The organism is Marinoscillum pacificum (assembly GCF_024714495.1).
GTDB classification, from domain to species: Bacteria; Bacteroidota; Bacteroidia; order Cytophagales; family Cyclobacteriaceae; genus Marinoscillum; species Marinoscillum pacificum.
The window spans coordinates 114,486-129,004 of sequence record NZ_JAMZMJ010000002.1 but is presented as its reverse complement, the minus strand read 5'-3'; the positions used below and the strand labels follow the sequence as shown (position 1 = coordinate 129,004).

Genomic DNA, 14,519 nt, shown 5'->3' with positions numbered 1-14,519 from the left:
ATATGAAATTATGTTCTTCGTTTGCAACGATAATCTATGGAAGGTTATAGAAGTTTGATAAGTTCCTCGTCTGCGGAGATGACGGTAGAGATCTGGTAGATTAGATTTTGATACGCCTTCAGAACATCTTTACCTTTCTGTGTAAGTTCAGCTCCACCACCTTTTTGTCCCCCTTTTTGGGAAATAACATAAGGTTCACTGCCTTTAGCGTTCAGCGTGCTTACCAGGTCCCACGCTTTTTTGTAAGACATGTTCATTTTTTTGGCTGCTTTGGCTAGGGAGCCTTCTTCATCTATGTAAGCTAACAGTTGTGCCGGACCAGGTCCAAAGAATTTTTCGCCTTCATCATCTACCCAACATCTAAATCGAAGCTCTTTCATGACTCCATCAATTCATCTAGTTCCAATCCGGTCAATTTATGAACATTTGCTGTGATTTTCTCAATCGGCCAATCCCACCATTTCAATTGGAGTAGTTTTTCTTTAGTAGGTTCATCAAAGCGATATTTGATAACCTGGGCAGGGTTTCCTCCAACAATAGAGTAGGGAGGCACGTCTTTGACGACTGTGGCGTTTGTTGCAATAATGGCTCCATCACCTATGGTAACTCCCGCCATGATGGTTGCATTGTAGCCGATCCAAACATCATTGCCGATGATAAGATCTCCTTTTTGAGGATAAGTTCTACCTTCCATGGCTTTCTCCCAGCCATTACCAAATATGGCAAAAGGATAAGTCGTGATTGCGTCGGTTAAATGATTGGCCCCATTCATAATAAATTTCACGTCGGAGGCAATCATGCAGAACTTTCCAATGATCAGTTTGTCTCCGGTAAAATCGAAATGATATTTGACGTTTTTCTCAAAGTTTTCTACGGGTTCAAAATCGTCGTAATAGGTATAGTCCCCAACGATGATATTCGGGTTGGTGATGATGTTTTTAAGGAAACAGAGGCGGTCATAGTTGGCCAGTGGAAATTTGACGGTAGTATCTGGTCCAGTCATAAAGATGATTTTGGTTGATTGGTTTGTGGTTTTATACTCTAGTTAAAGATAAAAAGTTCTAAAAAACAAGAGCCGGACCCTAGGCCCGGCTCTACCGATCTATAATCAAACAACTACCTGTGTTTGCAAGCTAATTTGAGATGTTACATCTCTGCTAATGGTCAAGTGGACTTAGTCCACTCGACCTCTTTAGCTGGTAGTCCTCTTATTTAGATAAGAGATGCTTTAATGTGCTCCTTGCAATGTTTCCTGAATTTCAGTGTTCAGTTCATCTTTTGGAGTTTCTTTCAATTCAATTTTTGACTCTTCATTAAGACCAAATTTTTCAAGAATTCTATCGAAGATGTAATACACTACTGGTACCACCACGAGTGTTAAAAACATGGAACTGGTCAACCCTCCAATAAGCACCCAAGCCAATCCATTTTTCCATTCGGCACCTGGTCCACTAGCTAAGGCAATTGGCATCATACCAATTACCATCGCCAAAGTGGTCATTAGAATTGGTCGAATTCTTACCTGAGTTGCACGTATCAAAGCGTCTTTTACTTTTAGTCCGGCCTCTTTCAACTGATTGGTAAAATCAACTACCAGGATGGCGTTTTTAGCTACCAAACCGATCAGCATGATGATCCCAAGAATAGAGAAAATACTCAATGAACTCTGAGACAGAGCCAATGCTAGTAGAGCACCTATGATTGCCAACGGCAAAGAGAACATCACTACAAATGGATAGACGTAACTATCATATAGTGCTACCATGATTAGGTATACCAATATTAAGGAAGTAAGTAATGCTACTCCAAGGCTACCGAATGCTTCAGACTGATTTTCTAAATCACCACCCATAGCATAACTCACACCAGTTGGTACGTCTAGTTCAGCCATTTTTGCCTGAATTTCTTCACCTACCGTACCTACGGGTCTTCCCAATACCTGTGCTGAAATGGTCACTGTAGGTACTTTGTCTCTGCGTGTAAGTTGTGTCGGACCCGTGCTCTCTATGATCTTAGCAAATTGATCCAATCTGATTTGTTCACCACGTGAGTTCATGATGGTAAAAGAGGCAATGTCTTGTGAATTGTTTCTGTCAAATTCATCAAACACCACATTGATATCGTATTCGGAATCACCATCTCTGAATTTAGTATTTTGAACGCCGTTAAATGCTGTACGTAATGCACCACCAACCATTTGAACTGATAAACCCAGACGAGATAGTTTGTCTCGGTCTACTTCTACTTTTATCTCAGGGCTACCACCTTCTACACTACTTTCAACTTCCGCAGTTCCTTGTACAGAGCTAACGAGCGATTTTACCTGATTGGAAAACTCGGTGACCTTATCTAATTCCGTACCACTAAGTACTACCTGAATCGGAGCCTCAGACCCGCTTCCAACCAGAGATGCCGGTATGGCTTTGAATTTTACACCAGGAATCTCTTCTTGTAGTTCTATTTGCAGGCGTCTTGAGAAAATCTGGGTACTCACGTCTCTTTTCTCAGCAGCAACCAGTACCACGGAGATCTCTCCCATGTAAGGCGTACTTGAGGTGGTCATTCTACCAGATGACTGTCCAATGGTAGATGCTACTCTGATAACCTCTGGATACTTGCTGATTTTTTGTTCAACCTGTTGAGCTAATAAATTGGTTTGTCGTAGGGTGCTTTTCTTCGGAAGCTCCATTTGCATAACGAATTCTCCACGATCTCCCTGGGAGGCAAATTCACTACCAATGAAACCTAATCCTACCAACATGAAAGACCCGAAAAACAATACGATAGTTAATACTAGCACAATGATTTTGTGACTAAACGACCATTTCAAAGCATTGGTCATGCCATCTTCAAACCCTTTTACTCCTTTTTCGAACCACGTGATAAATTTTCCAACCAGTCCTTTGTCTTTGATATGAGACAGTTTAGAAAACCTGGACGCTAACAGTGGAATCATCGTAAAGGCAACCAATAAACTGAGCATGGTACTAATAGCTACAGTCAAAGAAAACTGACGAAGCAAGTTTCCGATAATGCCTCCTGTCAATGAGATAGGGACGAATACAGCCACAATTACAAGTGTAATGGAGATTACAGTAACTCCGATTTCACGGATACCGTCATAGGCTGCCTGAAATTTTGATTTACCCATTTCCATGTGACGATAGATGTTTTCTATGACCACAATGGCATCATCCACGAGAATACCCACTACTAGTGAAAGAGCTAACAAACTCATCAAGTTCAAAGTGAAGCCCATTAGCATCATAGCTGTGAATGTGGAGATGATTGATGCTGGAACAGCAACCATTACAATGACCGCATTTCTCAAACTGTGTAAAAAAAGAAGCATTACGATCGCCACTAGAATTACCGCGAAAACCAAATCGTGAATTACCGCATCAGCTGCTTCCAAGGTAAACTCAGAGTTGTCTGAAGCGATTGAGAATTTCAGGTTATCGCCTGAATAGTCTTGCTCAATCTCTGTAATAAGTTTTCTTGTTTCTTCACTTACTTCCACTGCATTGGCATCACCTTGTTTTCGGATATTTAGCCCAATTGCAGGTTCGCCATTTATTCTACTTAAAATCTCCGCTTCTTTTTGAGTATCCTGTACTTCAGCAATGTCAGATAATCTTACGGGAGACCTGTCGGATTGTACACCTACAGTCAGCTTTCTTATCTCATCCAAGGAAGTGTACTTACCTGCCAGTCTGATCAATGTTTGCGAGTTGTTATTTTTGATTTTTCCTGCAGGGATATCCATGTTGGCATTTTCTATCAGTGAGCTTAACTGGAGCAGACTGATCTTATATACTTCCATTTTATCCGCGTTGAGATTGATACGGATCTCTCTAGGTTGTCCACCTAACACATCTACATCTGCTACACCTTCTATCTTGGATAGCCTTGGTTTTATTTGCTCATCTATCAGGTCATACAATTCTGTGTCTGATATGTCAGCAGAAACGCCGAGTTTCATAATGGGAAGATCATTGATGTCATATTTCCCGATGGAAGGCTGCTCTGCGTCATCTGGCAAGTCATTAAGCATTGCATTAATATTCCGCTGTGCCTCCTGCAGAGCCTGATCAGGATCAACATCCTGTTTCATTTCTACGGTGACTACTGAGACACTTTCCATAGAGGTACTGGTGATTCTATCCAGTCCTTCCAGCGTTGCTACTGCATCTTCTATTTCTTTGGTTACTGATGTTTCTACCTCACTTGGTGAAGCACCAGGATATACTGTAGAGATCGTAAGCACAGGCACACTCATATCGGGCAGTAGCTCGTAGCCCAGCATGGTATAACTGAAGGCCCCTGCACCTATCAGTATGGTAAAGAGCACCGTGACGATGGTAGACCGAGTGATGGATACTTTAGTTATTTTCATTGTATGATTTCTTAATTATCGTTAAGTCCGGATATCGGAGATGACTTGAAATTATTAGATTAAAGCACTTTTACTTTGGTGCCTTCTGTCAGGTTGATCTGTCCGGATTTTACCACCTTGTCGGAAGTAGATAGTCCACCAAGAACTTCAATTAAATCGTCATAGATTTCACCGACTTTAATGTCTTTTAGTGCTGCTTGACCATTTTCCACTACATATACTTGTGGATTTTGAATACTGCCTATGAGTGCATTTCTATCTAGATAGGTAGACGCTGCAGCTGAATTAAAATCAAAATGAGCAGTAGCGTACATCCCAGGTTTCAACGTTTTGTCTCCTTTGTTAATCAATTCTATTTCAACATTGTACTTCAGAGACGGGTCAGCTTTTACGGCTATTGATTTGATTTTACCTGTAAACTCACTTCCCGGATAAACAGAAGTAGTGATGCTGATTTCATCTCCTTCTTTTACCTGCAATACCTGATTGGCGGTAAGCTTTACATTCAGTTTCAGTTTGCTGATATCTACAATGTCATAGAGTTTAGAACCACCGGCAATAAATCCACCTTCTTGTAAATAATCTTCGTTGATCGTTCCGCTTGTTGTAGCTCTTATGTAAGTGTTGTCCAGATTTTTCTTGGCTGACTTGTATTGTGCTTCAGCGTTTTTTACGCCAATTTTCACTTCTTCCAGCTGGCGCTGCGTCACTGCATCACTTTCAGCTAGTTTCGTAAATCGACTCAGGTCACTTTGAAGTTTTTGCAGATTAGCATCAGCTGCATCCACTTGAGCACTTAGTAGATCATTTTCCACCTGAGCGAGCAAAGTTCCTTTCGAAACGGTCTCTCCTTTTTCTTTGTATATTTTGATAACCTTACCTTGTGTTTCGGATAGAATTGTAAGATCCGTTTTGGCTTCAAAAGTGCCATCAGCAGTTACCTGTAGGTTTAGAGATTTCTTTTGCAAAGAAGTTGTTTCTACCGGAATGGATTCGCTTGTAACTTCAGAGAGCTTCGCATTCTCTTCCATTTCTTTTTTATTGCCGTATAGCGTATAGGCAATCAATGCAATTACAGCCAGGCTTATTACGGTTATGATTAATTTTTTCATTGTCTGTTGGTCTTATTTAGATCTTATTAGTCTATTAATGTTTTGAGTTGTCCTTGTGCCTTTAGAAGGTCCAATTCTGATTTTCGGAACTTGAGCACTTCGTTGTAGTAATTATTTTGGGCGTCTCTGTAGGCTTGTTCTGCGTCTAGTAGGTCTGTCAGGTCAGCTACTTCTTCTTTGTATAGCAGTTGAGTTTCATCATACACCTCGCGAGCCAATTCCTTGTTTTCTTTCTGTACTTCTACAGATGCCAGACTGTTGGAAAGTTGCTTTTGAGCATTGTCGTACTGCATGTCCAACTGTCTTTCAGCATTGGTTTTTTGCAGTTCTACTTTGGCAATGTCCATTTTGATTTGCTCTATCTGGAAATGTTTCTTTCGCCCATCAAAAATGGGTACATTCAGTTGCAGACCTATTACTGTCTGCTCAAACCAAGGTTGATCACCATCAAAGAAATTGAACTCATTGCGTTGTGCCTGCCATGATTGTTGTCCAAATAATGCCAGTGTAGGGTAATAGCCTGCTTTGGTTACTTTTTCATTTAGCAAGTGTAGAGATTGCTGTTTGTCCAAAATCTGCAGATCAATTGGATTTTCTTTTTGAAAACTCAAACTGCTCAATGAAACTTCTTGCAAGTCAGGTGATTCTTCTAGAATGAGACCTTCTTCTATTGGCATTCCCATCAGGAGTTTCAAATAGTTCTTTTGTTGTTCGAATCCGGTTTTAAGGGACTGCAACTGTGTTGACAGGTTTGCCTTCTGAACTTTTACCCGAGAGTAACTAGTCTTAGTGACCACATCGTTTTCGTACTGAACCTTCATCAGGTCTTCCAGCCTTTGAAGCATCACCATGTTGCTGTCCAACACTTTGATTTGCTCTTGAAGTTGGAGCGTCTGATAATAAGCATCGGTAATCTGATATATGACATCCTCTTCAGATTTGATTTTCATCAATGCGTAGAGTTCTCTTGAGCTTTTTGCCGCTTTTAAGCCAGTAAAGAACTCGTGACTATAAAGAAGTTGAGAGATTTCCAGAGTTCCGCTGGTGGTATACTCTGTACCAAATTGGACTGGGATTTGAGTGCCAGGTTGACCCACGATCTCACCAGGTAAGAGCTGAGTAGGTAAGTTCGGGAAATTTTGAAATTGCCCTGAACCTGTTATTTGTGGTAGTCCACTGCTTCTTACTTCTCCTATTTGATATTCGGCTTGCTCTTGATCAAGTACTGCTTGACGTAGTGTTAAGCTATTTTCTAGTCCGTAGCTCACTGCTGCTTTCAGATCAAAATGATGTTCAGCAGATTGAGCCCGAACTTCCCTGACACAAGAAAGCCCTATAAGGGTGAAGAGCATAAATATGCTTCTATTTCTCATTGTTATTAATAATTAAGTAAAGTATAGTTAATAGTGATTGGTTCTGTATTAAAAGAACTAAGTGGGTAAATTTTTTTATTCCCTGTTTTCTTGCCATTCAGCGTAGATAGTGGGTAATTTTTTGGTCACATATCTCATGAAACTAATAATGTCTTTAAGGTTCTCGTTAAAATCAACAGTGTGTTGAGGCCTGTTTTCTAGAATCTCTTCTAGCAGGTCTGCACCACGTTCTAGTTTGTGAAAGCTTTGCTGAATAGATTCCTTCCATGATCCAATGCGATTTTTAAAATAGCGTTTACGGTCTCCAGACTTAGTGATATAATCTATTCGATCTGTGTTCATTAGCATGTTCAGTGCATTACTTGTAGCACTTTTGCTTAGATTTAAGGTTTCACGGATCTGATCAAATGTAAGTTCTAGTTCTGGCGAAATCATCAGCAGGGCCATAATTCTGGCAGGAGCAGGTGGCATACCTTCTTTTTCAGTATTCACACCTAGTTTTTCAACTAGTTGTTTCTGCTTCTCTGTAAGATTGATTGCTTCCATCATTGAGACTGTTTACGCTGCAAAACTATAAAGGTTTTTTTAGTTCTCAAAAAAGAGAACCAAATTATGTGATTTTATTTTCAGACACGTTGGATTTGTCGATAAACAGTCGGTTTTAAGTACTTAAATACAGAATACTGAATAGAGTAGCCCTGTGATTCCGATGATTTCGGCGCGTTTAAAGACCGTTCTGAAGCTTTGAAGGGCCAAGGTAAGATGGGCTTCTACAGTTTTCACAGATATACCCATTTCTATTGCAATTTCTTTATTACTAAAACCTCGATATCTGGAGAGTTCGAACACGAGCCTTCGTTTTTCAGGAAGGTTTCTTAACGTTTCTGCAATGATTTCCTGTAGCTCATTATAATTCACACTATTTTGGGTGTGATTTTCTGGTTGTAATAATCTTAATTGGTAATCTTCCGCTGCCTTCTGTTTTATTCTTCTTTTGAACTCATCCAACATGGTATTCTTGGCAATGGTGTAGAGGTAGGATTGTATGTTTTTTGATGGATCTAAATTCTTTCTGGAACCCCAGAATTTCACAAAAACTTCCTGAACAATTTCCTGCGAATCCTCATCGTTAAGACCGTTTTTTATACAAAAGAAGTAGATTTTTTTGTGATACATTTCGAATAACTGATCAAAACCTCTTTGATCATCATTTTTCATCATCTGTATCGCTTTTTTACACATCATTTTCTTCTGGTCTGGAGGACTAATCTATAGAAAACGTTGAACCATGTGGGTTTTCGTATTTATATTTTTCGTTGGAATTACGCTTATTAAAATGCGAATATTTTAAGTAATTGCTTGTTAAAATGAATAATATTCAATGAAAACGATATTTTATCATTGTGAATGAAAAATTGTTTTTCTGATATAGGGTTGATCGCTCCATATGGGTATTAATGAGTAAAACAGAGAGAAACTTGAAGTCTGAACTACTACATAAATTTTTCCGCGGAGAGTGCACACCTAAGCAGGCACATGAGGTGTTGGTATGGATCAATTCTGATGAAGGTAAAGCCGAGTTTGAAAAATTATTTGATTCGTTCAGGGAGGAGCAGTCTGGTTCATCTTTAGATAGCGAGAAAATGCTGTCCAACATTCATAAACGTTTGGCGGAGGAGTCACTGGTTAATGATGTAATTAGTCAGGAAAATGGAGCAGCGTTTCAGGTTAGTCCTGGTGGAAAGTCACCACAATGGAAGAGTATTTGGAAAGTTGCAGCGGCTGTAAGTCTATTAATTGTTGCTACGGTATTGACATTACTACATGGTGAACTTTCATTTTTTGATCAAACTTCTGAGCAGGTTGCTGAGATAGTAACTAAGCGTACTGAAACGGGGCAGAAATTGACCATTCATTTATCAGATGGATCAGTGGCTATTCTTAATGCACATAGTTCCATTTCATACCCTAAGGAGTTTTCAGATACACTTCGAAGTGTTCAGGTGGCAGGTGAAGTATTTTTTGAAGTGACCAAAAACAAAGACAAGCCATTTGTAGTGACTACTACTCAACTCCGTACCACTGTGTTGGGAACTTCATTTAACGTCAAAGCCCGAGAAGATCATTATCAGCAAGTGAGTCTGCTAACCGGAAAGGTACAAGTAGATGCATTAGAAAAGAATGAAACAGCTTATCTGGTGCCAGGGGAAGAAATCACTTTTAGTAACAATCAAATTACAAAAGGAACATTTGACAGGAAAACCAAAGCATTGTGGAAAGATGGTATTATCTATTTTGAAAACACTCCACTTTCGGAATGTTTTGAGACTCTTGAGCTATGGTATGGAGTGAAAATTAATGTAGAGAATGATCGCTTGATAGCGGATAAAAAAGTGTCAGGACGATTTGATAAAGACTATTTAGCTAATGTATTAAACAGTATAAGCTATGCACATGAATTTGAATATGAGATCAATAAAGAGCGGGTTTACATAAGATTTACCCAGTAAGTAAAAAGGCTCTCCCGATATGCGCCAACAGATCACAGAGAGCCTCAAATGCAATTTAGACTTAACTAAATCCAAACAAATCTATGAAAAATAAACATTACTACTATTTAGTGATGCTTGGAAAGTATGCAATCTACACGTATGTATTCAGCACTGTGCTGTTTACCGTAGCCCTGGCCAGTAATGGTCATGCGCAGGGGATTGTGAGCGTCAAAAAGGCGACCATAAGCCTTGATGTTTCTGATGCCCAATTGACAAGTGTGTTAAAAGCAATTGAAGACAAAACAAACTATGTATTTGTCTATGATCCTGCTCAATTAAAGGATTATGGATCTGTGAACATCAAATCAAAAAGAAATACCGTAGAGGAAGTTCTTTTAGAGATTTCGAGACAGACCAAAGTAGGGTTTCGGCAAGTAAACGATCGCATTAGTGTGAAGGTAAACGCTGGTCGCAATTCTAGTGAAATAGAAGTAATAATTGAACAAGACCGTATCACTGGACAGGTTCTGGATGAAAACGGTGAAGCCCTGCCTGGTGCTACTGTAATGGAAAAAGGAACAACCAATGGAACCATTACAGGTATGGATGGCAAATTCACACTAAATGTAACTAGCGGAGCCACGTTGTTGATTTCATTTGTTGGATACATTTCTCAGGAAGTGAAGGTCAGCGATCAGTCTAACCTTACCGTCCAAATGGAGCCGGATTATACCAGCCTTGAGGAGGTAGTGGTTTTGGGCTACGGAGTACAAAAGAAGGCTAGCGTGGTAGGATCGGTTGATCAGGTGACTGCAGAAAAGCTGGAAGGTAGACCCAATGCCAACATGACTCAGGCTCTTCAGGGAGTTTCCCCAAACCTAATTGTTCAACAGACCAACCAGGAGCCAGGTGCTCAAATGAACTTAAACATTCGTGGTATCAGCACTTTGGGTAATAACAGTCCTCTGGTGGTGATCGATGGAATAGTTGGTGGAGATATTAACCTTATTAACCCTTCAGATATTGAAAGTATTTCTGTTTTGAAAGACGCAGGAAGTGCCGCCATTTATGGATCTCGAGCTAACAATGGTGTGATCCTTGTGACCACCAAAAAAGGTAAGAAAGGTAGAGCAATGAGCTTGACTTACAATGGCCTGGCTGGTGTGAATACCCCGCACTTTTTTATGCAGCCAGTAAGCGGTTATCAAAATGCGATACTTAGAAATGAGTCTGCAGCCAATGCTGGTAAAAACTCGGTAGTTTATACTCCAGAGCAGATTCGTCAATTTAAACAAAATGGTGATGAGGAATGGTTTGCCGATGAGATCACCAAGCCAGCGTGGCAGCAAAACCATAACTTAAGCCTTTCCGGAGGAAATGATCAGTCTACCTATTTTATCTCCATGGGCTATGTGGATCAAAATAGCAACTTCGTAGGTCCGGATAAAGGTATGCAGAGATACAACTACCGTATCAATATGACCAATGAGTTTGGTCGCTTCAAGATGACTTCAATGCTCAATTATGTGCGTAGAGAAATTGATGACCATTCCAGTTCCACAAGTACACTAATGGTAGACGCTAATCGCGTGCCTTTGATTTACAAGCAGAGAGATTCTCTTGGTAGATTCGTGACCAATGATGTACTTCAGGAATTTAACTCTCTTGGTATTTTGGAAGAAGGTGGTTTCAGAAGGTATGAGGATGATAATGTTTTTGGAAATCTTCAAGGAGAGTTCGAAATATTGGACGGATTGAAAGCTAAAGCGGTGTTTGGTGGAGCGTTATATTCTAATCATCAGTATGCACGTACTAAGCAAGTAAACTTCTACCCTAAAGGAACTTATGGTGGAGATCGTATCACCTATGATGAAAACAGTAAAACCATCGATCTCAACACACAGCTCATGTTGGACTATTCCAAAACATTTGCCAGTCACCATGATGTGGGAGTGTTGGTTGGGGTGTCCAATGAGAACCATACCCGCAGAGCAACGAGCATAAGATATCGATTTACGGATCCAGACCTGGGCACTCCAACTAGTGAAAGTGTTATCGATGAAGGTCAAACCAATACGTCAAACGGGGATGCACAGGAAAACAGCTTAAATTCTGCGTTTGGTCGGGTTTCATACTCTTTCAGTGATAAGTATTTTGCTGAAGTGAGCTTTAGGTATGACGGATCTTCCAAATTCAATGAAAACAACAGATGGGGATTTTTTCCTTCTGCTTCCGTAGGGTACCGTTTGACTCAGGAGGCATTTATGGGCAACTACCTGCAGCAGGTTGGTGGGATTAAGTTGAGAGCTTCTTATGGTGTCTTGGGTAACCAAAACGTGGGCAATTATCAATACCAAACCACATACTTTACCTACCAAAATGCCTATGGATTTAACAACAATCCGGTATCCGGTACAGGTTACAACTTTGCTAATCCAAACTTGAGATGGGAGAGAGCTGCCACCTTCAATATTGGAGCCGATCTGGATTTCTTTGATGCAAACCTGACAGTTTCATTGGATTACTTTAACAAAGTGACTTCTGATATTTTAGTGCCTCCGGCAGTTCCTGGGGTATTTGGAACAAGTCTACCAGATTTCAATGCCGGTAAAGTGGGTAATCAGGGTTGGGAAGTTGTCGTTTCTTACGTTCACAGAACCAATGATTTTACGCATACATTTTCTGGAAACCTAGCCGATTCACAAAATGAAGTTTTAGACTTCCAGGGACAAGAGCGGCTCGTAGGAAGAGAAGAACTTCAGATTCTTTTGCGTGAGGGGTATCCATTCAATTCATACGTTGGTTTGAAAAGAGATGGCTATTTCCAAAACATGGAAGATGTGCAAAACAGTGCCAAACCAGAAGGGTTGACCAATCTATATCCTGGAGATAACAAGTATGTAGACTTGGATGGTAATGGAGTGATAAATGATGACGATAAGGTTGTTTTCGGCAATCCGTTCCCACGATTGACTTATGGTCTTACGTACAACGTTCAGTATAAAGGATTTGACCTAAATATATTCCTACAAGGTGTGGGTAAACGTACCATGATGCTAAGAGGTGAGCTGGTAGAACCATTCCATTTTAACTATGGTATGACCATGTATGAGCATCAGCTTGATTACTGGACACCAACGAACACAGATGCGGCGTTTCCAAGATTGGCTGATAATGGTAGCCAGTCCAATACCAACAACTTCCGCAGAGGGTCAGATATGTACCTATTTGATGCATCGTATCTGAGAGTGAAAAATGTGCAGTTGGGCTACACAGTGCCACAATCCCTTTCACAAAAAGTAGGAGCACAGAAAGTTAGAGCGTATGTGTCCGGTCAAAACCTGTTTACGCTTTCCAAGCTCAAGTTTGTGGATCCAGAGCTTTCAGAGTTCAACAACAGTTTGGGAAGCTCAGGAGCCAACAGTGGCCGTGCTTATCCTACCATGATCTATTATGGATTCGGTTTAGATGTAACTTTTTAATCAGAACTAATTATGAAAAACATATATACTTTCGGATTATCAGTCCTCTTGACCATTGCACTTATTGGGTGTAAGGAGTTGGATTTAGCTCCGGAAAACTCATTTACAGATCTGACCTACTGGACTTCTGAAGCCAAGGCTCAGACCGTGTTAAATACTGCTTATTCTCAAATGTTTGGGGCCAATTACTTCTTTTACAATGAAGCATTATCTGACAATGCATTCAATGGAAGAGGTGACAATATGGGGGCAGCATCGCTTGCTGCCGGTACTTATGATCCATCATTGCAGAGATTGAAAGATGAATGGGGTTTTCACTATCAAGGTATCAAGACATGCAACATCCTTTTGGATAATATTGACAGAATTCCTGATATCGACGAGGCGAAACTCCAGCAAATGAAGGCCGAGGCCAGGTTCTTAAGAGCGTTTAAACACTTTCAATTAATGACCTGGTGGGGTGATATTCCGCTATTGGATTCAGACATTGATATTGAAACCGCCCAGTCAATGAGTAGAACACCACGAGCTCAGGTTTTGGAGTTTATTCTTTCAGAATTGGAAGAGGTTGCACAAATCTTGCCTGCCAACACTGAGTATGCTGAAGATGAGAATGGAAAAATTACAGCTGGAGCTGCGGTAGCTTTGAAAGCTAGGGTTCAACTTTATGAAGGTAATTGGGCAGGAGCGGTCACAGAGTGTGAGCGATTAATCAATGGAACAGAGTTTGGCACTTATTCACTTCATGCTTCATACGAGCAGTTATTCCTTCCAGACTATGAGAACAGTGATGAGGCTATTTTGAGCTTGCAATACGTTCCACAATTGAGAACATGGGGAGAATATTTTGATTATGCGCCATTATCTGCAGGTGCTAGACTCAATGCAATGGCTCCAACACAAGAGTTGGTAGATAGTTACCTCATGTTAAATGGTAGTCGAATCAATGATGCTGGCTCTGGTTATGATGAAAATGATCCTTATGCTAGCAGAGATCCAAGGTTAACCCATACGGTTGTGTACCATGGTTACGAATGGGAAGAAGCAGGTGGAGGTTCTCACACCATTTACATTGAGCCAGGTTCAGATCCTTCTGGAGCAGGTATAGACGAATACGTGTCAGGATCGTCATCTACCTCTACAGGATATTACTGGCGCAAATACTTTGATCCAACACACCAAACAGCTTTCGCATCAGGGCTTGATCTGATGTTGATCAGATATGCAGATGTACTGTTGATGTATGCAGAAGCTAAAAATGAGCTAAACAAGTTGAGTGCAGGAGAATGGGATATGACCATTAAAGCATTGCGCAATAGAGCAGGATTTACCAGTCCTGGCGCTCTGGATTATAATGCTGCATTGTCTCAAGGTGAATTGAGAAATGTAATACGAAATGAGCGAAGAGTGGAGTTGGCAATGGAAGGTCTTAGAATCTTTGATATTAGAAGATGGGGAATTGCAGAGGAGGTTCTGAATGGTTGGGTGCATGGTGCTCAGTTTGGTCCTTCGGGGATTGATGATGGCTATTTGAGAGTGAATGAGCGTTCATTTGATCCGAGCAAGCACTACTTGTGGCCAGTGCCTCGAGACGAGCGAAATCTAAATCCTAACCTGGGACAAAATCCTAACTGGAATTAAACACAACCAACTCAAAACATTCA

The 14,519-nt window shown here is 40.6% G+C and carries 10 protein-coding genes; 3 read left to right on the top strand and 7 right to left on the bottom strand.

Annotation, left to right across the window (positions count from 1 at the left end; translation table 11 throughout):
* Nucleotides 1–44: 44 nt before the first annotated feature.
* From NXS00_RS07540 to NXS00_RS07510, 7 genes are all read right to left on the bottom strand, one after another.
* Nucleotides 45–380 carry a winged helix-turn-helix domain-containing protein gene (locus NXS00_RS07540; protein ID WP_258098544.1) on the bottom strand — a complete coding sequence of 112 codons (336 nt, stop codon included), beginning with the start codon at nt 378–380 and terminating at the stop codon, nt 45–47.
* Complete coding sequence (locus NXS00_RS07535; RefSeq protein WP_258098543.1) at nt 377–1,003, bottom strand: CatB-related O-acetyltransferase; 627 nt, start codon at nt 1,001–1,003, stop codon at nt 377–379. The genes NXS00_RS07540 and NXS00_RS07535 overlap by 4 nt, the downstream gene beginning before the upstream one ends.
* A gap of 225 nt (nt 1,004–1,228) precedes the next feature.
* Entirely contained in the window at nt 1,229–4,396 is a 3,168-nt protein-coding gene (locus NXS00_RS07530) for an efflux RND transporter permease subunit (RefSeq protein ID WP_258098542.1), read from the bottom strand.
* Between the two features lie 59 nt (nt 4,397–4,455).
* Nucleotides 4,456–5,508, bottom strand: coding sequence for an efflux RND transporter periplasmic adaptor subunit (locus NXS00_RS07525; RefSeq protein ID WP_258098541.1), 1,053 nt, complete (start codon nt 5,506–5,508; stop codon nt 4,456–4,458).
* A gap of 26 nt (nt 5,509–5,534) precedes the next feature.
* On the bottom strand, nt 5,535–6,881 hold the full coding sequence (locus NXS00_RS07520) for a TolC family protein (RefSeq protein WP_258098540.1): 1,347 nt from the start codon (nt 6,879–6,881) through the stop codon (nt 5,535–5,537).
* Nucleotides 6,882–6,956: 75 nt separating this feature from the next.
* Nucleotides 6,957–7,430, bottom strand: coding sequence for a GbsR/MarR family transcriptional regulator (locus tag NXS00_RS07515; protein ID WP_258098539.1), 474 nt, complete (start codon nt 7,428–7,430; stop codon nt 6,957–6,959).
* A 120-nt stretch (nt 7,431–7,550) separates the two neighbouring features.
* Nucleotides 7,551–8,126 (bottom strand): RNA polymerase sigma-70 factor, encoded by a 576-nt coding sequence (locus NXS00_RS07510; RefSeq protein ID WP_258098538.1) that lies wholly within the window; start codon nt 8,124–8,126, stop codon nt 7,551–7,553.
* 212 nt (nt 8,127–8,338) lie between these two features.
* On the opposite strand from NXS00_RS07510, the gene NXS00_RS07505 reads away from it, so the two are divergent.
* The 3 genes from NXS00_RS07505 to NXS00_RS07495 all read left to right on the top strand — a co-directional run bounded on the left by NXS00_RS07505 (nt 8,339) and on the right by NXS00_RS07495 (nt 14,496).
* On the top strand, nt 8,339–9,391 hold the full coding sequence (locus NXS00_RS07505) for a FecR family protein (protein ID WP_258098537.1): 1,053 nt from the start codon (nt 8,339–8,341) through the stop codon (nt 9,389–9,391).
* Between the two features lie 83 nt (nt 9,392–9,474).
* Nucleotides 9,475–12,855, top strand: a complete 3,381-nt coding sequence (locus tag NXS00_RS07500; RefSeq protein WP_258098536.1) for a SusC/RagA family TonB-linked outer membrane protein — start codon at nt 9,475–9,477, stop codon at nt 12,853–12,855.
* A 12-nt stretch (nt 12,856–12,867) separates the two neighbouring features.
* Nucleotides 12,868–14,496 carry a RagB/SusD family nutrient uptake outer membrane protein gene (locus tag NXS00_RS07495; RefSeq protein WP_258098535.1) on the top strand — a complete coding sequence of 543 codons (1,629 nt, stop codon included), beginning with the start codon at nt 12,868–12,870 and terminating at the stop codon, nt 14,494–14,496.
* Nucleotides 14,497–14,519: the final 23 nt, after the last annotated feature.